Here is a 23,411-nt window from a genome sequence, read left to right on the forward strand (position 1 = left end):
ACGCCCGAAGCTATAGGACGACCATGCGGCGAACGATGACATGGTGGCGGAACCTGGGGGCCCTGATGGCCGCCTGCGTCCTGGCGCTGCTCGTCGTCGCGCCCTCGGTGAGCCTGGCCGCCTGCACTTGCGACGACGCCGCCTCCGTCGCCGGCGTCGAGACGCGCGTGGCCGGCGGCCAGGCCGTCCAGGGCGACCTGCAGGACCACGGCGCGCCTTGCGAGGCCGCGTGTTGCGTGGGCGGCCACTGCCATCACGGCGGCGCCATGCTCGATACGCCCGTCGCGGCGGTTTCCGCGCCTGTTCCCGTCGTGTCCGAGCACGCCTTGGCGTCCGCCCCGGCGCTCGCCTCGCGTCCGATCTCCGGCCCCGACCGACCGCCTCGCGCCTGAACGGCCCGCGCGCCATCCGCGCGCCGTCGTTCATCCATCGCGAGGAATCTCCATGTCATCGAACCGATGGCCGCTGCGCGCGGCCTTGGCCTGCGTCGCGTCCGGGGTGCTTGGCGCCTCGGCCGGGGCTCAGACCGCGCCGGCCTTCCCGGCCCTGCTGAAACAGGCCCAGGCCTCAGCGCCCCGCCTGGCGCTGGGGATCGCCGAAACCCGCGCCGCCGAGGGCCTGGCGGCCCAGGCCGCCGCCCGACCTAATCCGACCCTTGGCCTGGTGGTCGAGAACGCCGCCGGATCGGGGCCCTACAAGGACTTCGACGGCGCCGAGACCACCCTGTCGATCGAGCAGCCGCTCGAGCTGGGCGGCAAGCGCGCCGCGCGGACCTCGGCGGCGCAGGCCGACCTTGCCGCCGCCCGGGCGCGCGCCGCCCAGGGGCAGGTCGACTTCGCCCGCGACCTGGCGCTGGCCTACGCCGAGGCCGAGGCGGCGCAGCAGCGCCTGACGATCGCGCGGGACAGCGTCGACCTGGCTCAGGCCGACGCCAGGGTCGCCCGCCTGCTGGTCGACAACGGCAAGGAGGCCCAGGTCCGGGCCGTGCAGGCCGAGGCGGGGCTGGCCGCGGCGCGAGCCGAACTGGGCAGCGCCCAGGCGGAAGCCGAAACGGCCCTGGCCCGCTTGAGCGCCCTGGCCGGGTCGCCCGCCGCCTACACCGCCGTGGCTGGCGGCCTGCTGGACATCGTCCCGGCGGCCACGCCACAGCCGCCGGCCTTCAGCCCGGCCATCGCCGTCGCGCGCGCCGAACGCGAAGCCGCCCAGCGCCGGATCGCCCTGGAGCGGGCGCGACGCACGCCCGACCTGGCCGTCAGCTTCGGGGTCCGCCGGTTCCAGGACGAGGACGCCACGGCGGCGGTGTTCGGCATCTCCGTCCCCCTGCCGCTGTTCGACCGCAACCGCGGCGCGGTCGCGGCCGCCACGGCCAACGCCCAGGCGGCCGAGGCTCGGCTGGCCATGGCCCAGGCCGAACAGGACGGCGACCGGCGCGCCGCGACCGCCCAGGCCGCCGCCGCCGACCAGACGCTGGACGCTTCCCGGCAGTCCGAAGCCGCCGCCGCCGAGGTCTATCGCCTGGCCCGCATCGGCTACGACGCCGGCCGCCTGCCGCTGTCCGAACTGCTGGCCGCTCGCCGCGACCTAGTCGCCGCCCGGAGCCGGGCCGTCGACACCAAGCTGGCCCGCGTCAAGGCGCTGGCCGATCTGGCCCGCGCCCAGGGCCGCATGCCTTTCGGAGATCAGCCGTGATCGCTCGTCGTTCCCTCATCGCCTCGGCGGTCGCGCTCATCGCCGCCGCGGGGCTCGGCTACGGCGCCGCCCAGCTAATCGAAAACCGCTCCACCGCGCCCGCCCACGAGGAGGAAGGCGCGGAGCACGAGGTCCATGGCGAGGCGGACCTCGTGCCGCTGAAACTCGCCGACGCGGCGGCGGCCGGGGTTTCGGTCATCACCCCGGGACGCGGCGGCGGCGGCGACATCCTGCTGCCCGGACGCGTGACCCTGGCCGCCAACGCCCTGGCCGCCCTGGGCGCGCCGGTGTCGGGCGTGGTGGAACGGGTCCATGTCTCGGCGGGCGCGGCCGTCGCCGCGGGATCGCCCATCGCCACCTTGCGCAGCGCCGACGCCGCCTCGGGTCGCGCCAGCCTCGACGCCGCCGCCGCCGCGGCCAGGGCCGCCCAGGCCGCCGCCACCCGGGACCGCCGCCTGTTCGACGCCGGCGTCGTCGCCCGCCAGGACTGGGAAGCCAGCCAGGCCGCCGCCGAGAAGACCCAGGCCGACCAGCGCGCCGCCCAGGCCCAGGTTCGCGCCATGGGCGGGCCGGGCGCCAATGGCGTCACGGTCCTGCGCAGCCCGATCAGGGGCGTGGTCACGCGGCTCGACACCCAGGTCGGCGGCTTCCTGACCCAGGGCGCTCTGGTGGCCGAGGTCGCCGACCAGAGCCACGCCGAGTACGTCTTCGACGCCCCGGCGGCCGCGGCCGGCTCGATCCGGCTGGGACAGGTGATCCAGGTGCAGACCCCCGACGGCCAACAGGCGCCGGCCACGATCAGCGCCGTGGCGCCGGGCGCGTCAGGAGGCAACACCGCCACCGTGCGGGCGACGCCCTCGGGCCGGACCGCGCCCGTCGGGTCCGTCGTCTCGGCGCGGGTCATGACGGGCGCCGAGGCCGCCGGCGCGATCATCGTGCCCAGCGAGGCGGTCCAGACCGTCGGCGGGCGTCCGGTCGTGTTCGTGGTCGAGCCGGGTGGCTTCCGCGCCAAGCCGGTGACCCCCGGCCGGGTCGCCGCCGGCTCCACCGAGATCCTGCGCGGCCTGGCCGGAACCGAACGCATCGCCGGCAAGGGCGCCTTCCTGCTCAAGGCCGAACTCGGCAAGGGCGAAGCCGGACACGAGGACTGAGAGCATGCTCGCACGCCTGATCGACCTTTCCGTCCGCTTCCGCTGGATCGTCGCCCTGCTGGCCGTCGCCCTGCTGGCCTATGGCGGAAGCCAGCTGGCCGGCCTGCCCATCGACGCGGTCCCCGACATCACCAACCGCCAGGTGCAGATCAACACCATCGCCCCGGCCCTCGGCCCCGAGGAGGTCGAGCGCCAGGTCACCTTCCCGGTCGAGACGGCTCTGGCCGGCATTCCGGGGCTGGTCGAGACCCGCTCGCTGTCGCGGCACGGCTTCTCGCAGATCACCGCCGTCTTCACCGACGCCACCGACCTCTATTTCGCCCGTAACCTGATCAACGAGCGGCTGCAGGCCGCCCGCGCCGACCTGCCCGACGGCCTGGAGCCCGCCATGGGGCCACCGGTCACGGGGTTGGGCGAGGTCTATATCTGGACGGTCGAACTGGCGGGTCCGGCCGCGCGGCCCGGCGCGGTCTATGTCACCCCCGAGGGCGACCGCCTGACCACCGACGTCGAGAAGGCCACCTACCTGCGCACGGTCCAGGACTGGATCGTCGCCCCGCAGCTGAAGACGCTGAAGGGCGTGGCGGGGATCGACGTGCTGGGCGGCTACGTCAAGCAGTATGTCGTCCAGCCCGACCCGGCCAAGCTGTCGGCCTTCGGCATCAGCCTGCCGCAGCTGATCGAGGCGCTCGAGCACGCCAACCGCGTTGAGGGCGCGGGCTATGTCCAGCGCGGCGGCGAGGCCTATATCGTGCGCGCCGACGCCCGGGTGAAGACCCTGGCCGAACTGGCCGAGACCCCGGTCGGGCGACGCGGCGGATCGGTGGTCCGCGTCTCCGACGTCGCCACCGTCGTGACCGGCCAGGCCCCGCGCCTGGGCTCGGCCAGCGAGGCGGGCCGCGAAGTGGTGATCGGCACCGCCTTGATGCTGGCGGGCGAGAACAGCCGGACCGTCGCCGCGCGGGTCGGCGAACGCCTGAAGACGATCCAGGCCAGCCTGCCGGCCGGCGTGGTGGTCAAGCCGGTGCTGGACCGCACCGACCTGGTCGACGCCACCATCGCCACCGTCGAGCACAACCTGGCCTTCGGCGCCCTGCTGGTCATCGCGGTGCTGTTCGTGGCCCTGGGCAACATCCGGGCGGCGATCATCACCGCCCTGGTCATTCCGCTGTCGTTCCTGTTCGCCGCCATCGCCATGCGGCGGTTCGGGATCAGCGGCAACCTGATGAGCCTGGGGGCCCTGGACTTCGGCCTGATCGTCGATGGCGCCGTGGTGGTGATCGAGAACACCCTGGGCCGGCTGGCGCTCCGCCGGCGGGACCTGGGCCGGCCGCTGGAGGCCCGCGAGCGGATCGAGATCGCCGCGTCCTCGGCCCGGGAGATGGCCCGGCCGGCGGCCTTCGGCCAGGCCATCATCCTGATGGTCTATGCGCCGCTGCTGGCCTTCGAGGGGGTGGAGGGCAAGATGTTCGGCCCCATGGCGGCGACGGTGATGTTCGCCCTGGCCGGCGCCTTCCTGCTGTCCCTGACCTTCGTGCCCGCCATGGCCGCCCTGCTGATCGGCGAGCCCAGGGGGCATGGGGAGACCCGGGTCATGACCGCCGCCCGCGCGCGGTTCGAGCCCCTGCTGCGCCGCCTCGTCGCCCGGCCGGTCGCGGTGGCGGCGGGCGCGGGCGTCGCTCTGCTGGTTGGCCTCGTCGCCTTCCTGAGCCTGGGCCGCGAGTTCATCCCGACGCTCGACGAGGGCGACCTGATGGTCCAGGCCTCGCGCGTGCCGTCGATCTCGCTGGAGCAGAGCCAGGCCATGCAGTTCCGGGTCGAGAAGACCCTGGCGGCCATGCCGGAGGTCGCCCTGGTCTTCACCCGCACGGGCACCGCCGAGATCGCCTCCGACCCCATGCCGCCCAGCGCCTCGGACACCTTCGTCATCCTCAAGCCGCGCAAGCAGTGGCCCGACCCGCGCCTGCCCAAGACGGAGCTGGTCTCGCGCATGGAGGCGGCGCTGGGCCAGCACCTGGGCAACGCCTACGAGTTCACCCAGCCGATCCAGATGCGGTTCAACGAGCTGATCGCGGGGGTCCGCTCAGACGTCGCCGTCAGCGTCCATGGCGACGACTTCGCGGTCATGGACCAGACGGCCCAGAAGGTGGCCAAGGCCCTGCGCGGGGTGCGGGGCGCGGCCGACGTCAAGGTCGAACAGGTCTCGGGCCAGCCGACGATCACCGCCACGGTGGACCGTACGGCGGCCGCCGCCCTGGGCGTCCACGCCAGCGACGCCGCCGACGCCCTGGCCATCGGCCTGGGCGGACGCGAGGCGGGTCACATCCTCGAGGGCGACCGGCGGTTCGACGTGGTCGTGCGCCTGGACGAGCAGCGCCGCAACGACCCGGCCGTCATGGGCCAGCTGCCGGTCATGCCGGAAGGCGCGCCGCCCGGCACGGCGGCCATCCCGCTCTCGACCGTGGCCCGCTTCGACGCCGCCGAGGGGCCCAACCAGATCAGCCGCGAGAACGGCAAGCGGCGCATCGTCGTCCAGGCCAATGTCCGGGGCCGCGACCTGGGCGGCTTCGTCGCCGACGCCAAGGTCGCGGTCCGCGATCAGGTTCCCCTGCCCGCCGGCTCCTGGCTGGACTGGGGGGGACAGTTCGAGAACCTGGAGCGGGCCTCGGCCCGCCTCATGGTGATCGTGCCGGTCGTGTTCCTGGTGATCGCCGTCCTGCTCTATTTCGCCCTGGGCTCGGCGGCGGAGGCGGCGCTGGTCTTCGCCTGCGTGCCCCTGGCCCTGGTCGGCGGCGCGGCGGCCCTGGCGCTGCGCGGCATGCCGTTCTCGATCTCGGCGGCCGTCGGCTTCATCGCGGTGTCGGGGGTGGCGACCTTGAACGGCCTGGTGCTGATGCAGAGCATCCGGCAGCAGCTGGCCATGGGGCTCGCCCCCGTCGAGGCGGTGGTCACCGGTACGGCGGGTCGCCTCCGGGCGGTCCTGACCACCGCCCTGGTCGCCATGCTGGGCTTCCTGCCCATGGCGATCGCCATCGGCGCCGGGGCTGAGGTGCAGAAGCCGCTGGCCACGGTCGTCATCGGCGGCCTGCTGACCTCCACGGCCCTGACCCTGCTGGCCCTGCCCGTCTTCGCGGCCTCGCTGGCGTCGCGGAGCAGGCCGCCCGGATGACCCGGCGGCGGCCCCTTCCACGCAAAAAAGCGCCGCCCCGAAGGGCGGCGCAGCAGGGGGAGGATACGTGACCGGGCTAGCCGCCAAACTTGTAGCGGAGGCTCACCCCGTAGATGCGGCCGTTCATGAAGGCCTGGCGCAGGATGTCGGTGTCGTAGCCGTTGTCGGGCTCGCCCACATAGCGCTGGGGCGCCTTGTTGGTGATGTTCGACGCCGTCAGCGACAGGGTCAGGTCCTTGCGCAGGTTGAAGTTCACCGACGCATCGAGCAGGCCGTAGCCCTTTAGGTAACGGCCGTCGATCGGGTTGGCCGAGACCCCGAACAGCACGAAATCCGAGCGGTAGGTGTAGACCAGGCGGGCCGACATGAAGCCGTTCTCGTAGAGGCCGGCGATGCTGTAGTTGTTGTCCGACTGGAAGGGCTGGCGAACGTTGGTGACCGGACCCGAGGCGCCGGTCAGCTTCAGCGGCAGTTCGGTCTTGACGTAGGTGTAGGAGCCCTGGACGCCGAAGTTCTTCAGTACATCCGGCAGGAAGCCGTAGTCGAAGAAGGTCTGGAAGGCCAGTTCCACGCCCTTGGCGTAACCCGGCTGGGCGTTGACCGGCTTGGTGACCCGATACTGGCCGGTGGGGCAGCTGTTCGGCGTGGTTCCCGAATAGGGCGCGGCGATCGCCACGGTCTGGCATTCCTCGACGCCCAGGACGAAGCCCTTGACGTCCTTGTAGAACACCGCGGCGGACACATAGCTGGTGTTGTTGAAGTACTTCTCGAACGACAGGTCGTAGCTGTCGGCCCGCAGCGGCGCCAGGTCGGCGTTGCCCTGCGATCCGGTGCCGTTGGTGGTGTTGACCGAGATCGTCGGATTGATGTCGCCGACGCTGGGGCGCGTCAGGCCCTGGCCATAGCCGAACCGCACCAGGGTGTCGGGCGTGATGTAGCCGGTGACGTTGAAGGTCGGCAGGATGTCCGTATAGGCGTTGCTGCTCTTGTTGGGGACGATCGCACCGGTGGCGTCGAAGATTCGGGCCTCGGCGTCCAGTTCGGTGCGGACCACCCGGGCGCCGATGTTGCCGCGGATCTTGTCGTTCAGGAACGAGAAGTCGGCGACGCCATAGCCGGCGAAGGTCTGCTCGGTCGCCAGGCGGCGCGACTGGACGATCTCGGGCAGGGAGTCCTCGGCCGGGATGCCGGCCAGGGGGAAGCGGTTGCGGACGTTGTCGCCGAGCAGCGCGTCCGGGTTGAAGGTCAGGAAGCCGCCGCCGTAGCCGGCGTCGCCGTCCAGCCAGTTGGTGTGCGAGCCGTTGACCAGGTCTGCGGCGCTGGTGGCGAAGATGGCGTTCGACTGATTGGCCGCCAGACCCAGGCCGTCGGTCGTCAGGTTCTTGCCGCTGAACGAGTAGTTATAGAACTTCGACTTCTTGCGATAATATCGCGTGCCGAACTTGATGGCCTCGATGAAGCTGTCGTGCAGCTTGTACTTGCCGTCGAACTGGGCGGCCAGGCCAGCATCGTCATAGACGTTGTTGGTGCCGTTGGCGTAGTTCTGGAACACCCAGGTGCTCGGGCTGCCAAGATCCGGACCCGAGATCGAGACCTGTTGCGGCATGCCGATGGCGCGGGTGGTGTTCCAGGTCAGGCCGGCCCGGGGAGTCATGACGACCGCACGGTTGTCCTGATGCTGGTCGGCCTTGACGTAGGAGAGGTCGAACTTCAGGTCCAGGTCGTCGGTCGGGCTCCACTTGCTGCCGCCGGCCAGGATCCAGGTCTTGTAGAGCCGGTGCTCTTCGCCGCCAGTGCTGCTGAAGGTCGAGCCGACGAACGTGCCGCCGGCGAAGCGCTGCCCGGCCAGGATCGCGTCCTCGCCGCCGTTGGCGTTACGGCTCGCCAGGCCCTCGTTGGTGCTGAACGGCGTGGTCGTCAGGTTCTGGACGTAGCGGCTGTCGCTGGAATTCAGGAACCGGTAGCTCTGGTGGTAGAGGTACGAGTTGTAGTTGCCGTCGATGTAGAATTCGAGGTTCGACTTCGGCTTCCACTGGAACGCGCCGTTGACACCCTTGCGGGTGCGCTGGATGTCTTCCTCGTTCTGGTTGATCTGCACGCCGGCGAAATTGACCAGGTTGGCGCGTTGGGCCGGCGTCATGGCCAAGGCGTCGGCGTTGGTGACGGTCAGCAGGCAGTTGAGATCCGAACGGCCGGCCAGGGTCGCATTATAGGCCGAGCCCAGGTTGGCGGCGCTGCAGTCGCTGCTGTTGGCCGCCGCCACCCGGCGCAGGTTCGTGCCGCCGGGGCCGGGAGCGTTGTCCGAACGGTTCCAGCTCTTCTGGTAGTTGGCGGCCAGCAGCAGTCCCATCTCGCCGTCGCCGACGTTCCAGCGATTGGCGACCAGGCCGAAGTATTCGGGCTGCAGGCTCTTGACCATGTCGTTGTACTTGCCGCTGATCGCGGCGCTGGCGGTGAAGCCCTTCAGGTCCAGCGGGCGGCGGGTGCGGACATCCACCAGGCCGCCGATGCCGCCCTCGATGTGCTCGGCCGACGGGTTCTTGTAGACGTCGAGCCCGGCGATCATGCCCGGGATGGCCGCCTCGATGTTGAACTCGCTGCCGCCGGCGGTGAAGTAGGCGCGGCCGTCGACCTGCGACGCCGTCTGGCCCGACAGGCCGCGGATGGTCAGGCCCGAGCCGACGCCGACCGGCGAGGCGCCTTCGCCGCCGTAGCGGTAGCCCTGCACGCCCGGCACGCGGGTCAGGGTCTCGGCGACGTTGGGATCGGGCAGCTTGCCGATGTCCTCGGCGCGGATGGAGTCCACCACCTCCATGGTGTTCTTCTTCATCGACACCGCCGACTGCAGGCTCTGGCGAATGCCGGTGACCACCACCTCCTCGACGGCCGTGTCGTTGGCGGGCGCGGACGCCGTCTGGGCGCTGGCCGCCGTCCAGCCGGCCGCCAGCAGGGCGGTCATCGACGCGGTGGCCAGGAGTCGGCCGTGGGCCGATCGGTTGCGGGTTGGCTTCGACATGGTGTTCCCCTCCGGATTGTCTCGTTGCGCCGCCCGGTCGGGGCGACGGTAGCGCAGCGCGCGCCCGGCTCTGCCGTGACGCTCGGACGCAGTTGCGGTTAGCCTCTTCGTTTCGCTCCTGAACGGCCCGCGGCGACGCCGAGGCCATTTCGTTTTCGTTCTGGCGACCGTGTCCGCCGCTGAAGTACTGTTATCGATATCAAGCCGAATGGCAATATGTCAATTGTCCTACTATTGGCGAATTGTCGGTCAGCTGAGACAAAATGACGCCCTTTGCGCGCCGTGGCGCACGCAGGAGTAGTTATCGATATCATTCCCGTGGCGCTTGGCCGGAGCGGGTCAGGGCGTGACGTCGAACGAGTCGATGTCGGTCCATCCGATCCGCGTGGCGGTATAGGCCGGTCGCCCCGCGGCGGCCTGGGAGAAGACGCCCATCTGCGCGCCCACCCATCGCCCCGGCTTGCTGATGAACGGATCGCCGAGCGGCGTATAGGACACGCCGTCTAGGCTGTAGCTGAACACGACCCGGGCATGGGTCGAACGCAGCATCGACGGCGCATAGTGCGGAAAGCTCGGCGGCGGGTCGGCGACGGTGACCGGCGAGGCGCTGAGCTTCAGATAGATACTGGCCGGCGCCGAGGTCAGGCCGACGGTGACGCGCTCGGGCTGGAAGGCGTCGGCGCCGATGCGGTCCACCCGGACCAGGCGCACGCCGTCGGCCGTCTTCTCCAGGCCGATCCAGGCGTAGTCGGCGCCGAACATCACCAGGCCGGCGCGCTCGCCGACCGCCTTGGGCGCGAAATCGATCCTGGTCGTCGCGCTGAAGGTCGGGCCGGGCAGCTTCTGGGTCAGCAACGTGCCGGCTTCCCAAAGGTTTTCCGGCGAGGAGATCGATTTCAGGCGCAGGGCGCCGGGCCTGGCCGTCAGGCTGGCCCAGTCGTCGCCGGGATTGGCGTTCCACTGCCAGGCCAGGGACAAGGCGCCGTCGAACCCGTCGCTGGCCTGGACCACGGACGGCGTCACGGGCTTGTCGACCTTAGGCTTGCGCCACCGCAGCGCCGGCTCGCCCCGGCCGTCGCCGTCGAGGTCCTCGCCGATCACCGGCCAGCCGTCTTTCCAGACCATGGGCTCCAGCCAGACCCGCCGGCCGTAGGAGTCGGTGTCCTGGAAGTGCAGGAACCAGTCCTCGCCCTTGGGCGTGGTCACCCAGGCGCCCTGGTGGGGTCCGTTGATCTGGGTCTTGCCCTGGTCGAGGACGTTGCGGCCTTCGTAGGGGCCCAGCAGCGCGCGCGACCGGAAGACGCCCTGCCAGCCGCCCTTCACGCTGCCGGACGGGGCGAAGATGTAGTACCAGCCGTCGCGCTTGTAGAGCTTGGGCCCCTCGGTGGTGAACCAGGGCGACGGTCCGAACGTGGTGGCCACCTCCGGGAGCTTGGCGCCGTCGATCAGGGTCACTGGCTCGCCGACCGTCCTGTCGCCGGCCGCGTTCAGGCGCCGCGCGGTGATGACGTTGCTGAACCCCGCCCGGCTGCCGGCCCAGGCGTGCACCAGCCAGCCCTGGCCGTCGTCGTCCCAGAAGGGCGCCGGGTCGATCGCGCCCTTGCTGTCGTCGACCAGCACCGGCGCGCTCCACGGCCCGGCCGGGTCGGTCGCCGTGACCAGGAAGATCCCGAAGTCCGGATCGGGATAGTAGATCATGAACCTGCCGCCGCGGTGGCGGATGGCCGGCGCCCAGACGCCGCCGCCGCGCCGCGGCGTCGCGTGATGGGCCACGGGGGTGATCCGCGGCAGGGCGTGGCCGATCAGCGTCCAGTTGACCAGGTCGGTCGACTTCAGGATCGGCAGGCCCGGCACGTTGGTAAACGACGAGGCCACCAGATAATAGGCCTCGCCCACCCGGACGACGTCCGGATCGGAATAGTCGCCAGCCAGCACGGGGTTGCGATAGGTCCCGTCCCCCTGGTCGGCGGCGAAGGGCGGAGGGCCAGGCTGGGCCAGGGCCGAGGCGCCGGTGACGCAGGCCAGGAGCGCGCCGACGATGGATTGGGTCCAGGGCACGGGCGTCTCCGCTACAGGGGCTCGAACAGGATGGCCTGGCCGCCGCTGGGCGCCAGGGCCAGCGACAGCACCGTCGCGGCGGTGACCGGAACCTTGCGGATGACCACCGGCGTCTCGAACGCCGCGCCCGCGCGAGGACCGTCGGCGAACACCGTCGCCATCCATCGTCCACGCCCCAGGAACCCCAGCGACGCCTTCAGGACACGTGGCGCCTCATTGGTCATCGCCCCCAGGAACCAGCGCTTGCCGTGGCGGCGGGCGACCATCACGTGCTCGCCGATGGCGCCGGACAGGGCCCGGGTCTCGTCCCAGGTGGTCGGGCACTCGTCGAACCATCGCAAGTCGGGCCAGGGCCGGCCGGCGTACTTGTCCGGCGTGTCGTACCAATAGAGGAAGGTCAGCGGATTGTAGTAGACCGCCGCCATCGCCAGTTGGTGGGCGTTGGTCGTCTGGTTCTTCGGATGGGCGTAGCAGATCGTATAGTCGATCGGCCCGGCCACCGCGCGGGTGAACGGCAGGGTGACGTTGTGGCGGGCGGTCGGGAACTGCTCGTTGCCGCGCACGCCTTCCAGGGCGACATAGTTGGGCAGGGTCCGTTCCAGGCCGGCCGGGCGCAGGTTGTCGTGCAGATTGACCAGCAGCCGGTGCTCGCCGCAGGCCTTGACCAGGTCGAAGATGAAGTCGTTGTCGGCCTGCCGGCCTTCCCAGACGAAGCCGAACTTTATCCCCGCCACGCCCCAGCGCCGGTAGGTGTCCAGGATCGCGTCCCGCTGGCGCATGGCCGGCACGCGGTCGACATAGAGGATCATGCCGATCCCCTTGGCGCGGGCCGCGTCGATGATGCGCTGCAGATCCAGCCCCGCGATCGGCACGGTGGCGTCGCCCGGATCGGTGCCGTCGCCGTACCAGTGGGCGTCGAACTCGACATAGTCGAGCTTCCGCGCGGCCGCGAACTCCACCACCTTCAGGCTGGCCTCGGTGCTGTAGGGCTTGCGGATCCGCACCGCCCTGCCCGGCTTCACCCAGCTGACGTCCCCCAGGATGTTGGGCGTGGCCAGGGTCGGGATCAGGTCGGCGCGCTCGATCAGGCCCGCGACGTCGTCGGCCAGGATCAGGACGCGCCAGGGCGTGGCCTGGCCCACGTCGAGCCGGAAGGTCGGGGCCGGCGGCGTGTCGCCCGGTCCCGACCAGCCGGTGGCGCGGCCCGGATAGTGCATCAGGTGGACCGCCAGCCCGTCAGCCTGGTCGGCGGCCGGACGCAGCATGGCGCGCGGATAGTGCAGGCGATCGGACTCGGCGATCAGCACCGCGCCCCCATCGGCCGCCACGGCGGTGACCGGCAGGTCGGCCAGGGGACCGACGTCGGAGCTTGCCGTCAGGTCCGGGTGCACGACCGGCGCCAAGGCGGCCGGCGTGGAGCGCTGGTACTCGCCTTCGTCCCGGCTGGAATAGACCTCGACACCGTCGGGCAGGTTGAAGCCGGTGGCCTCGCCGACCAGGGTCACGCCCCGTCCGCCCGGCGCCTGGCGAAGGACGTAGCGAACCGCGCAGCCGGCGTCATAGACCCTGGCCACCACGGCGAAGGCGATCCCGGTCTTGGGATCCCGCAGCTCGACGGTGATCTCCTCGCAGGCCTGGCTGTAGGCGGCCTTCACGCCGAAGGTCGGCGTCCAGGTTCCCGTCAATCGTCGCCGCGACACCGAGACGATCGTCGCGCCCGCCCCGAGCTTGTCGCCATCGGCCAGGACCAGTCCCAATCGGCTCGGGCGAAGAACCGGGCGGCCCTCGCGCAGGACGCTCCAGGACAGGTCGCCGTCCCCCAGCCTCAGGTCCAGCCGCACCCGGCCGTCGGGCGAGACCACCCGCGAGGGCGCGGAACCTTCGCGCGGCGCGGCCAGGGCGGCGCTCGCCAGGCCAAGCGGCGCGGCCGCGGCGGCGGCCAGGAGCACGAAGCGACGACGATCGACGGGCCGGCGGACCATCAGCACGCTCCGGGTCCATGCGCGGGGCGAACGCGAACGCGCTTGAAGAGCGGGCTGATCATCGACGCCTCCCAGACGGCCTGGCCTTCGGCGCCTTGGCCGCGACCTGTTTTCTCGTCGGCGACATTTCGTGACGCGACGTTTGATATCGATATCATCACCCCTTCCGGGGCGTCAATCACGACCACGCGCCCCGGCCCGCCGCGCCAACCGGCGTCGAGGAGAACACGCTTCAGCTGGCTGGCGGCGCGGTTGACTGGCGGACGACCAGGGTCAGTTCGGCCAGGATGTGCTTGCGCCCCTGGTCATTGTCGGACTCGCGCCGCGCCAACCCCGCCGCCAGGTCCACCGCCGTGGCGGCCATGTCGGCGATCGGCTGATGGATGGTCGTCAGCTGCGGCCAGATCGTGGAGGCGACGGGCGTGTCGTCGAAGCCGGCGATGCTGAGTTCGGTCGGCACGGCGATGCCCATGCCATGGGCGACGGCGCTGACGGCGGCGGCCATGTCGTCGTTGCTGGCGAAGATCGCCGAGGGCCGGCGGCGCAGGCCCAGCAACTGGCTGGCCGCCGTCAGGCCCGAGCGGTAGGTGAAGGCGCCCTCGACGACATAGGTGTCGGCCACGGCCAGGCCCGCCTGGGCCATGGTCGCCCGAAAGCCCTCCTCGCGCCGCGTCGAGGTCGAGTGCGAGGGATCCCCCCGGACGAAGGCGATGTCGACGTGCCCCAGCTCGATCAGGTGCCGGGTCATCATCGCCGCCCCTTCGAAGTCGTCGATCGCGACCGAGGTCACGCCCGGCGACGGTCTGGCGGTGGCGAAGCTGACGGGCTCGACGCCAGCGGCGGCCAGCAGCTTGAGGATCTTGGCGTCGTCGCACAGCGGCGGCGGCAGGACCACCGCCCCGACGCCCGCGTCGATCAGCTTGACCACCGCCCTGGCCGAGGTGGGATGGGCCGCCGTGGGCTCGATCAGGAGCTGGCAGCCGATCTCTCCGGCCTTGCGGAAGGCGCCCATCAGGAACGCGCTGAGATTGGACGAATTGGGATTGGAGTACAGCACCCCCACCTGGGCCACGCCGGTGCGCGTGGCGCGCGCCACGGCGTTGGGGCGGTAGCCCAGCTCGTCGATCGACTTCAGCACCTTGGCCCGCGCCGCCTCGCTGATGAAGGCGTAGTCGTTGATCACCCGCGAGACGGTCATCGAGGAGACGCCAGCGTGCTTGGCCACATCGTGAAGGGTCACGCTGGGTCGTCGTTTGCCGCTCAAGAAGATCTCCCACGGGCTGCCGCGCGAACGGTTCCGAGGAGCATTCTAGCCAAGATTTGCCGTCGGCCGCCTAGGCTAAATCGACGACCGCGGCGGCGGGGGCCTACTTGAAGGAAAGCCCGCTCACATGGGGACCGACCTCGAGGACCTCCGGCGCCGGCCCGGTCAACCTGCGGCCAGCGATGGTGACGTTGTCGAAGGTCACGTTGCGCACGGGCCGGTCCGGGGCGTAGCCGGCGATGATCGACGGCCCGGCCCAGCCCGATCCCGTATAGCTGACGTTCCTGAAGTGGACGCCGTCGACCAGCAGGCCCGGACTGGTGCTGTACTTGGCGTTATAGACCACCCGCAGATTGATCAGCTTGCCTTCCTCGATGTGGTCCACGCGGATGTTGCTGAACGTGACGTCGCGGACGGTGTTGGTGTCGCCGGCGCTGATGGCCATCGCCCCCTCATATTCCGGGTCGTCCTCGTCGAGGTTGAGGACGTCGATGTCGTCGAAGGAGATGTCCTGCAGCGTGTTGGGCTTGGCGCTGTCGCCATGCAGCCCGACGAACATGGCATGCGCGACGTCGGGCCAGAAGATCGAGCGGCTCACCCGGACGCGGCGCGTGTCGCCCACGCCGTTCTTGCGGGTGGCGTAGATCGCTACGCTGTCGTCCGAGGTGCGGATGAAGGCCCCTTCGATATTGACGTCCTGGCAGGCGAAGACATTGATCCCGTCCGACCAGGGGCCCTTGCCGAACGCCTTGATGTCGTGGAACCGCACCTGGCTGGACGAGCTGCAGGCCAGCGAGCCGTGGATGGGGTTGAGGAAGGTCGGCCCCTGGATCAGCACGTTCTTCGAGTCCTGGACCACCAGCTGGTCGGACTCCAGGAACATTCCATGGCCGATGATCTTGAGGTTCTCGACCTTGGTCGGCTGAAACACGCCCTGCATCAGCGCGCCGCCGGCGAGATAGATCGTCTGGTTGGAAGCCGCCGGGAACGAGGTCGCGCCCTCCGGCGGGACGTGCAGGCCGGGCCCGTAGACGACGACGCCGGGGCCCGGCGCCGGCGAGGCGATCGGCTCGCCCGCCAGGATGTGCAGATTGCCCAGGCGGTCGCCGTCGAACTCCACCGAAAGGTTCCGCGGCCGGTCCAGGGTGAAGAAGACCACCCCGTCCTTCACCATGGTCTTGATCGCGTTCCGTCCGGGGCGGACCTCGACCCTCTTGAAGTCGCCGTTGTTCTTCTGCACGGCGACCTCGACGGTCCCGCGGAAATCGAACTGGACCAGCGAAGCGTCGTGCGGGCGATCCTGGTCGACCTTGATGTTGTACTCGTAGAGATCGCGCCAGGGCCCGCCCGGACGCCTCACCCGCACCGTGAAATCGTCGTTGTGCAGGCTGTAGACGAGCTTGGCGGGCGGCGTGGCGTAGATCTGCAGGTTGGGGTCGACCCGCGCGGCCGCGCCCTGGTCGGTGTCGCTCTGCGCGACGGCCGCGCTCGAAAGCCCCATTCCCGCGAGCACGGACCCGACCAGCGCCCCGGCCGCCGCGGATCGGGAAATTCTGTGTCTGCGCATGGCGTCGCTCCCTGGAGGACGGCTGGGACGCCGTCACTTGATATCGATATCACAACAGTCTTAGCCAACTCGGCGGGGCGTGTCACTATCCGCCCCGCTCGAGATCGCCGTCGGCTGGAATGGATCGCGCCGCTTCCTGCGCCAGGCCCGCCGCCGGGGGCGTGGCGACCGCCCCGCCGAATCGAAAAACGCGGGGCGCCGGCTAGGCCCGGCGCCCCGTTCTCGGAGTCAGGAGGAATCCACCCGAGAAAATTCGCAGGACAGGGCTTAAACGGCCCGCCGCCTCTGTTATCGATATCATCATCGGTTGGCAAGCAATTTCCATTGTGCATCGGCGCGGAGGATTTTGTTTGGTATCGATATCTCTTTCGATTATCACAAGGCGACCCGTGCGGCTCCAGAGCCGCGTCGCCGCCTGGCGCAAAACGGGGGGAGGAGTTGCTCGAGGCCATGAAAAAGAAGAACTACGCGCTGCTCAGCGCCTTCCTGTTCCTCTACTTCTTCGCCCAGGCGATGAGCATCTCGCTGCTGGCCCTGTGGCTCAAGCGCACCCTTGGCCTGACCGGCGCCGAGACCGGCGTGGTGTTCTCGGCCAACTTCATCTTCGCCATGGCCTCGCAGCCGATCTACGGCTTCCTGTCCGACAAGGTCGGCTTCCGGAAGACCATCCTGTGGGTCATCGCCGCCCTGGTGATGCTGTCGGGCGCCTTCTTCGCCTTCGTCTACGGTCCGCTGCTGAAGACCAACATCCTGCTGGGCGCGGTCCTGGGCGGGCTGTATCTGGGCGTCACCTTCATCGCTGGCAGCTACGCCCTGGAGTCCTACGTCGATCGCGTCGGCCGCAAGGACGGGTTCGAGTACAGCCGCGCCCGGCTGTGGGGCTCGCTAGGCTTCGCCTTCGCGGCGTTCTTCTCGGGCCGGCTCTACAACATCGATCCGCTGATCAACTTCTCCCTGGCCTCGCTGGCCGGCCTGCTGCTGCTGCCGATCCTGGCCATGACCCGGATAGAGGGCGCCGCCGACGAGCAGGCCCGCTCGGAAAGCCTCAAGCCGCTGGACGCCCTGGCGATCCTGAAGCTGCCCAAGTTCTGGGGCTTCATGGTCCTGATCCTGGGGGTGACCAACCTCTACCTGGTCTTCGACCAGCAGTTTCCCGCCTACTACGCCTCGCAGTTCGCCGACCCCAAGCACGGGGCGGCGATGTTCGGCTACCTGAACTCGGCCCAGATCTTCGTCGAGGCGGGGATGTTGTTCGTGGCCCCGTTCATCGTCAACCGCACGGGCGCCAAGAACGGCCTCCTGCTGGCGGCCGCGATCATGATCTTCCGCATCACCGGATCGGGTCTGGTCGAGGGGCCGGTGGCGATCTCGGCGATGAAGATGCTCCATTCGCTGGAGCTGCCGATCCTGGCGGTGTCGATCTTCCGCTACATCGCCGCCCATTTCGAGGCCCGGCTGGCCTCGACCCTCTATCTGGTGGGCGTCAGCTTCGGCCACTCCCTGGGCCTGGCGATCCTCTCGCCGATCGTTGGCAAGTCGTACGACCTGATCGGCTTTCCCAACACCTACCTGCTGATCGCCCTGGGCGCGGCGCTGTTCTGGACCGCCTCGCTGTTCGCCCTGTCGCCGACGCCCGCGTCCGCGGGCCGGGCCGACGCGGCGCTCAAGACCGCCCTCCCCGACGCCGATCTCGCCAAGGTCGACTGATCCATGCTCCCGACTTCCTCGATGCCCAACGCCCAACCCGCGAACCGCGAACCGCTGAAGCTGCGAAGCGCCCTGGAAGGCCGCGCGCCCGACCGCGGCGCCCTCGACGCCATCCTGGCGGCGGTGCTCGAGCGCATCGACGCCAATCTGGCGGTGTTCACGGACGCCTTCCCGGCGCCGTCCAGCACCGGCGGGGTCTATCCCGCCATGGACAATGTCGAATGGACCAACGGTTTCTGGACCGGCATGCTGTGGCTGGCCTACGAGGTCAGCGGCGAGGCGCGCTACCGCCAGGCCGCCGAACGCCAGGTGCTGAGCTTCAAGGACCGCGTCGACCGTCGGGTCAACGTCGACCACCACGACCTGGGCTTCCTCTATTCGCTGTCCTGCGTGGCGGCCTACAAGCTGACCGGCGACACCGTCGCGCGCGACGCCGCGCTGGAGGCCGCCCGCCTGCTGCTGGCCCGCTACCTGCCGCAGGCCGGCATCATCCAGGCCTGGGGCGACCTCAACGATCCCGCCCAGGCCGGCCGGATGATCATCGACTGCAACCTGAACCTGCCCCTGCTCTACTGGGCCAGCCAGACGACCGGCGACCGGACCTTCGCCGACGCGGCGGACCGCCATATCGAACAGGCCGCGCGCCATATCGTGCGGCCCGACAGCTCGACCTTCCACACCTTCTTTATGGATCCGGTCACCGGCGCCCCGCGGATGGGCAAGACCCACCAAGGCTACAGCGACAGCTCGTGCTGGGCGCGGGGTCAGGCCTGGGGGATCAGCGGCTTTCCGCTGGTCCACCGCTACAAGGCCGATCCGTCGCTGCTGGCGCTGAGCGCCCGTCTCGCCAACTACTACCTCAACCGCCTGCCGGCCGACCGGATCTGCTGCTGGGACCTGGTGTTCACCGCCGCGCCGCACGAGCGCGACAGTTCCGCGGCGGCGATCGCCGCCTGCGGCCTGCTGGAACTGGCCCGCGGCCTGCCGCTGACCGACCCCGACCGCGCCGCCTACGAGGGCGCGGCCCTGGCGACCGTCGAGACCCTGGGAACGCGCTACCTGCTGCCCCCCGGACCGCCCGGCACGGGCGTCCTGGCCCATGCGGTCTACCACATGCCCAACGGCGTGGGCGTCGACGAGGCCTGCATCTGGGGCGACTACTTCTTCCTGGAGGCCCTGGTCCGGCTGACGCGCGCCTGGGAGCCCTACTGGTGATCCAGGTCGGCATTGATTTCGGCGGGACCAAGGTCGAGGCCGCCGCCCTGGACGCCCAGGGCAACTATCTGGCCCGCGTGCGCGCCCCCAATCCCGGCGCCTACGACGCCGCGATCGAGACCGTGCGCGACCTGATCGCCCAGGTCGAGCAGCAGGCCGGCGGCCGCGGCACGATCGGCATTGGCGCGCCCGGCTCGATCTCGCCGAGCACCGGGGTGATGCGCAATTCCAACTCGGTCTATCTGAACGGCCGCACCTTCCGGGAGGACCTGACCACCGCCCTGGGCCGCGAGGTGCGCCTGGCCAACGACGCCAATTGCCTGGCGCTGTCCGAAGCGGTCGATGGCGCCGCCGCCGGCGCGCGCGTCGCCTTCGCCATCATCCTGGGCACCGGGTGCGGCGGGGGCCTGGCCGTGGACGGCCGCCTGGTCGAGGGGCCCAACGGCGTCGCCGGCGAATGGGGACACATCCCCCTGCCCTGGCCGACGCCGCGGGAAACCCCGGGTCCGCGATGCTGGTGCGGCCAGCACGGCTGCCTGGAGATGTGGATCTCGGGCACCGGCCTGCAGCACGACTTCACGGCCACCACTGGCGTCCAGGCCAGCGGCGAGGCGATCATCGCCCGGTTCCGCCAGGGCGAGCCGGAAGCCGTCGCGGCGTTCGAGCGCTATGTCGACCGGCTGGGCCGGGCCATCGCCGTGCTCGTCAACATCGCCGATCCCGACGTGCTGGTGCTCGGCGGCGGCCTGTCCAATGTCGGCGAGATCTACGAGCGCCTGCCAACCCTGATCGCGCCCCGGGTGTTCTCCGACCGCTGGTCGGCCCGCATCGCCCCGGCCCGCTGGGGCGACGCCTCGGGCGTGCGTGGAGCCGCGCGACTGTGGAACGTCCTAGCCGACGCCCAGGCGGCCCCGCGCGCCCTGGTTTAGGTCAGGCCTTCGCGGTCCGCCGACGCTGCGGGGCCTTGGCCGGCGCCGGGCCCGAGGAGCCGCGCTTGACCAGGGTGAACTTCATCAGCTGGTGGGTCGGACCGCGCGCGTTTCCGGCCCGCTCGGCCTTGATCTCCTCGACGATCAGCGACACCGCCGCCCGGCCCATGGCGCTGATCGGCTGATGGATGGTGGTCAGCTCGGGCCAGACGGTGCTGGCGATCGGCGTGTCGTCGAAGCCAACGACGGTCAGCGCCTCGGGCACGGCGATCTGCAGCCCGTGGGCCACGGCCAGGGCGGCCGCGGCCATGTCGTCGTTGCTGGCGAAGATGGCCGTGGGCCGCTCGTCCGAGCTGAGCAGCAGTTCGGCCGCCGCCAGGCCCGAGCGGTAGGTGAACTGGCCCTGGACCACCCAGTCGGGGTCGATCGGCAGGCCGGCGGCGGTCATGGCGTCGACGAAGCCCTCGTAGCGCAGCTGGGTGGGGGTGTGCTGCGGGTCGCCCTTGATGAAGCCGATCCGGGAATGCCCCAGCTCGATCAGATGGCGGGTCATGGCCACCGCGCCCTGGTAGTCGTCGATGCGCACCGACGAGACGTCGTGCATCGGCCGGGCCGTGGCCAGGGCCAGGACCTTCACACCGGCGGCGTGCAGCATGTTGATGGTCGGGCGGGAGTCGCACAGCGGCGGCGGCAGGATGACGCCGTCCACGCCCTGGTCCAGCAGACGGCGCACGGCGGCCTTCTGGCTGGCCAGGCCGGTCGATCTTTCCAGGACCAACTGGGTGCCCAGCTTGGAGCTCTGCTCGATGCCGCCCAGCATGACCTCGCTGAGATAGGAGGCGCTGGGATTGCTGTAGAGCACGCCGACCCGCGGCCCGGTGCTGCCGGCCCGCGTGTTGCGCGCCGCCAGGTTGGGCGAGTAGTTCAGCGCCTTGACCGCCGCCTGCACGCGCTCGCGCATGGCGTCGCTGACATAGCTGTTGCCGTTGACGACGCGCGAAACGGTCATCGAGGCGACGCCGGCGTAGCGCGCCACGTCGTGAATGGTCACCGCCCGCCCGGACTCCGGCGCCAGGGGCGTTTCGACTTTGGTCTTGCCCTTGGCCAAGTGCGGGCTCCTTGAGCGTTGAGGACGAAAGGATCGCCGCCGTGACCTTGGCCGCATCGCGCCCTCTCGGCGTCGATCCAGGCCCCGTCGGGGGAACGGCCGGTCGCGCCAGGCCGGCGACCGATTCCGACGTCTCTCGTCGTTATCGATAACTTCTCAGTCCTGGAAGGCCTTGGCAAGTTTCGTCGTGCGCCGGACGGGCCCATGGAGCGACTTCAGCGCGTCGCGTTGGTTCGCCGCGCCAGCGCGACGTCGCGCTCGCAGGCCTTGGGCGCGCCATCCACGGTGATCGACCGCGCGCCGTCGCAGGCCAGGCGGATCGCGTAGACGGGCTGGCCGTCGATGCTGGCCTCGACGCCCTGCCCGCCCACCGTCTTGACGACGAAGGCCTTGGACAGGGAATCCAGTTCGACCCGACCGTCGCGACGCAGATAGCTGCCGTCCGCGACGAACCAGCGCCGGGGCTTCTGCGCCCCGCCGCCCTCGGGATAGGTCAGCGCCAGGAGATAGGCGTCGGTCTCCCATCCACCGAGATTGGCGTTGGCGTTGCGGTGGCGAACGCGCCCGTCGGCCAGCAGGTTGAAATAGACGTCGGTGACCAGCCCCTTCTGGTGGACCCTGACCAGCAGGTAGTCCTTGGTCTCGAAGCGTTCGATCCTGGGCGCGCTGGCCGGACCGTTGGGCGTCAGGGCGACGATGAACTTCATGCGGTCGGACACGCCCGGCGCCTGCAGCCGCAGATAGGGCTGGGCTTCGTCAGGCGCGTGGTCCTTCAGGCCCTCGCCCTGGGCCATGCGCAGCAGCTCCGGATAGTCGGTGGGGAGGCCGCCGTCGGGCAGGGTCTGCGGAAACAGCGGCTGGACCGCCACCTCGGCGTCGCCGTTCCTGACCGTGATCACCTGGCCCTGCCGCTTGGCCTCGCCCTCGTAGTGCAGCAGCCACTCGAACTGGCCCGGCCGCCAGCCCTTCAGGTCGTCGATCACCAGGACCACGTCGCCCACCCACAGAAAGCTGCGGTACTTGCGCTCGAAGACGCTGGCGTTCGGCCCCGTGGCGTCGGCCCAGACGAAGCGCAGGTCGCCCGCGTCGACCAGATGGTCGACCCGCCCGGGGAAGTGCGAGCCATCATAGGTGTTGCTGGGGGGCTCGGCCTTGCCGTCCAGGGTGACGACGTTGTGGGCCACGCTCTGGCGGTAGTAGCCGTCGTATTCGGGCCGCGAATAGCTGCTGTTGCCGGAGTCGATCAGCAACTGCTTGCCCTTGTGCCACAGGATGAAGCCGCCAGCGTCGGCGTGGTTGTGGTTCCAGGTGAAGCCCGAGCGGAGCGCCAGAAAGGTCGCGTCCCGATCCCAGGACGAGCGCATCGTCGCCGAGCCCAGGTCCCGGTCGATCCAGCGGGTCGGCAGGCCGGGCCCGCGCGCCGCGTCCGCCCGCGCCTTGGCGGAGGGCCACTGCAGCATGTTTTCGGGCTCGTTCCAGACATCCTGGCCGGGATTGGATCGCACCTTGTCCAGGTACCAGAGATAGCGGGGCTGCTGGTCGCCGATGGCCCACAGGTTGACGAGGGCGTGCGCCCCGCTGGCGGTGGGATTGCCGTCGCCGAAGTTGGACGACAGCGCGCCCGACCCCGTCGGATAGAGGTTCTGGATGAACAGGTCGCCGACCCCGGCCAGGCGGGGCGTCGGCGCGGGCTTTTCGGTGAAGGCGTCGAGCCAGGCCCGCTTGAACCTCAGATAGCCTTCGACGGCGAAGTCGGCGTAGTTGATGCTTTCGACGAAGGCGCCGTTGGCGGCGAAATGCTGGGGCTTGGTCTCGATCGCGCTGCCGTCGTAGGCGGCCCATTCCTCGGCGGCCTCGTCGATCCGCCGGATCCAGGCGTCGGCCTGGGGCTCCTCCGTCTTGACCGCGATCGCCGCCACGCCCGCGCCGAACACGATGTGGCTGAACCAGTTGTGGCCCATGGTGTCGAGGCTGTGGATCCGCTCGGCGCCGTCGACCCAGTCGCCCAGGATCGGCTTGATGGCGCCCTTGGTCAGGGCCTTGGCCAGCCGGTCGCGCTCGGCCGAGGTCAGGGCGTCGTGGATCGCGTCGAACGTCAGGCCGTAGACATAGGCGCTGGTCCCCATGCCCAGGTCGGAGTTCCAGACCGGCGCGCGGGCCAGCAGCGGCTTGTCGGTGACCCAGTTGGGCCGGGCCGCATAGACGTCCAGCAGGGCCTTGGCGCGATCGGCGTAGCGGCGCTCGCCGGTCATGCGATAGGCCAGGGCCAGGTCCATCAGGGCGGCGTTGAGTTCGCGGTCGTTGGCCGGCTTGCGGGTCAAGGCCTCGTCGGCCTGGCCGTGCGCGCGTGTCCAGGCCGCTTTGGCGTCCGGATCCTCGGCCATTCGGGCGCGGAATTGCGCCACGTGCCTGTCGCTGAAGGCCAGGTAGGGATGGCCCGAGCGCAAGGTCTGGCCCTGGGCCGCCCCGCTGATCAGGCACGCCGCCAGGGCCAGGCCGGAAACCCGCCGCATCACGCCTCGCACCACGTGCCTCCTCCCCGCCGTTGTCATTGTG

General features: G+C 70.3%; 14 protein-coding genes. 7 read left to right on the plus strand and 7 right to left on the minus strand.

What is annotated here, in order from left to right; all coding sequences use genetic code 11:
- The first annotated feature begins 65 nt into the window (after positions 1 to 65).
- Genes AC07NX_RS00735 through AC07NX_RS00750 form a run of 4 tightly spaced genes read left to right on the plus strand, consistent with a single transcriptional unit; the run spans position 66 to position 6,009 of the window.
- Complete coding sequence (locus AC07NX_RS00735) at positions 66 to 392, plus strand: hypothetical protein (RefSeq protein WP_494638221.1); 327 nt, start codon at positions 66 to 68, stop codon at positions 390 to 392.
- Positions 393 to 444: 52 nt separating this feature from the next.
- Entirely contained in the window at positions 445 to 1,689 is a 1,245-nt protein-coding gene (locus AC07NX_RS00740) for a TolC family protein (protein WP_494638223.1), read from the plus strand.
- Complete coding sequence (locus tag AC07NX_RS00745; RefSeq protein ID WP_494638225.1) at positions 1,686 to 2,840, plus strand: efflux RND transporter periplasmic adaptor subunit; 1,155 nt, start codon at positions 1,686 to 1,688, stop codon at positions 2,838 to 2,840. Before AC07NX_RS00740 ends, AC07NX_RS00745 begins: the two co-directional genes overlap by 4 nt.
- A 4-nt stretch (positions 2,841 to 2,844) precedes the next feature.
- The gene (locus AC07NX_RS00750; protein ID WP_494638227.1) at positions 2,845 to 6,009 is read left to right on the plus strand and encodes an efflux RND transporter permease subunit; all 3,165 of its coding nucleotides are present in this window, start codon (positions 2,845 to 2,847) and stop codon (positions 6,007 to 6,009) included.
- Positions 6,010 to 6,085: 76 nt separating this feature from the next.
- On the opposite strand, the gene AC07NX_RS00755 is transcribed toward AC07NX_RS00750, so the two are convergent.
- The 5 genes from AC07NX_RS00755 to AC07NX_RS00775 all read right to left on the minus strand — a co-directional run bounded on the left by AC07NX_RS00755 (position 6,086) and on the right by AC07NX_RS00775 (position 15,896).
- Entirely contained in the window at positions 6,086 to 9,025 is a 2,940-nt protein-coding gene (locus AC07NX_RS00755) for a TonB-dependent receptor (RefSeq protein WP_494638229.1), read from the minus strand.
- A 339-nt stretch (positions 9,026 to 9,364) separates the two neighbouring features.
- A complete protein-coding gene (locus tag AC07NX_RS00760; protein ID WP_494638231.1) occupies positions 9,365 to 11,083 on the minus strand; it encodes a glycoside hydrolase family 43 protein in 1,719 nt (572 codons plus the stop codon).
- A gap of 11 nt (positions 11,084 to 11,094) precedes the next feature.
- Positions 11,095 to 13,065 (minus strand): glycoside hydrolase family 97 protein, encoded by a 1,971-nt coding sequence (locus AC07NX_RS00765; protein WP_494638233.1) that lies wholly within the window; start codon positions 13,063 to 13,065, stop codon positions 11,095 to 11,097.
- Positions 13,066 to 13,297: 232 nt separating this feature from the next.
- Positions 13,298 to 14,305, minus strand: coding sequence for a LacI family DNA-binding transcriptional regulator (locus AC07NX_RS00770; RefSeq protein WP_494638235.1), 1,008 nt, complete (start codon positions 14,303 to 14,305; stop codon positions 13,298 to 13,300).
- A gap of 127 nt (positions 14,306 to 14,432) precedes the next feature.
- Positions 14,433 to 15,896: a glycosyl hydrolase family 28 protein gene (locus AC07NX_RS00775; RefSeq protein WP_494638237.1), complete on the minus strand. Its 1,464-nt coding sequence runs from the start codon at positions 15,894 to 15,896 to the stop codon at positions 14,433 to 14,435.
- A 450-nt stretch (positions 15,897 to 16,346) separates the two neighbouring features.
- Here AC07NX_RS00775 and AC07NX_RS00780 point away from each other — a divergent pair, with 450 nt between their 5' ends.
- Genes AC07NX_RS00780 through AC07NX_RS00790 form a run of 3 tightly spaced genes read left to right on the plus strand, consistent with a single transcriptional unit; the run spans position 16,347 to position 19,747 of the window.
- Positions 16,347 to 17,603, plus strand: coding sequence for an oligosaccharide MFS transporter (locus tag AC07NX_RS00780; RefSeq protein WP_494638239.1), 1,257 nt, complete (start codon positions 16,347 to 16,349; stop codon positions 17,601 to 17,603).
- Between the two features lie 3 nt (positions 17,604 to 17,606).
- Entirely contained in the window at positions 17,607 to 18,818 is a 1,212-nt protein-coding gene (locus AC07NX_RS00785; RefSeq protein ID WP_494638240.1) for a glycoside hydrolase family 88 protein, read from the plus strand.
- A complete protein-coding gene (locus AC07NX_RS00790; protein ID WP_494638242.1) occupies positions 18,815 to 19,747 on the plus strand; it encodes an ROK family protein in 933 nt (310 codons plus the stop codon). Before AC07NX_RS00785 ends, AC07NX_RS00790 begins: the two co-directional genes overlap by 4 nt.
- A gap of 1 nt (position 19,748) precedes the next feature.
- Here AC07NX_RS00790 and AC07NX_RS00795 read toward each other — a convergent pair whose 3' ends face one another.
- Entirely contained in the window at positions 19,749 to 20,855 is a 1,107-nt protein-coding gene (locus tag AC07NX_RS00795) for a LacI family DNA-binding transcriptional regulator (protein ID WP_494638244.1), read from the minus strand.
- 215 nt (positions 20,856 to 21,070) lie between these two features.
- Positions 21,071 to 23,368, minus strand: a complete 2,298-nt coding sequence (locus AC07NX_RS00800; protein ID WP_494638246.1) for a heparinase II/III domain-containing protein — start codon at positions 23,366 to 23,368, stop codon at positions 21,071 to 21,073.
- Positions 23,369 to 23,411: the final 43 nt, after the last annotated feature.

The sequence above is a fragment of the Caulobacter sp. GW821-FHT09A05 genome (genome assembly GCF_059418465.1).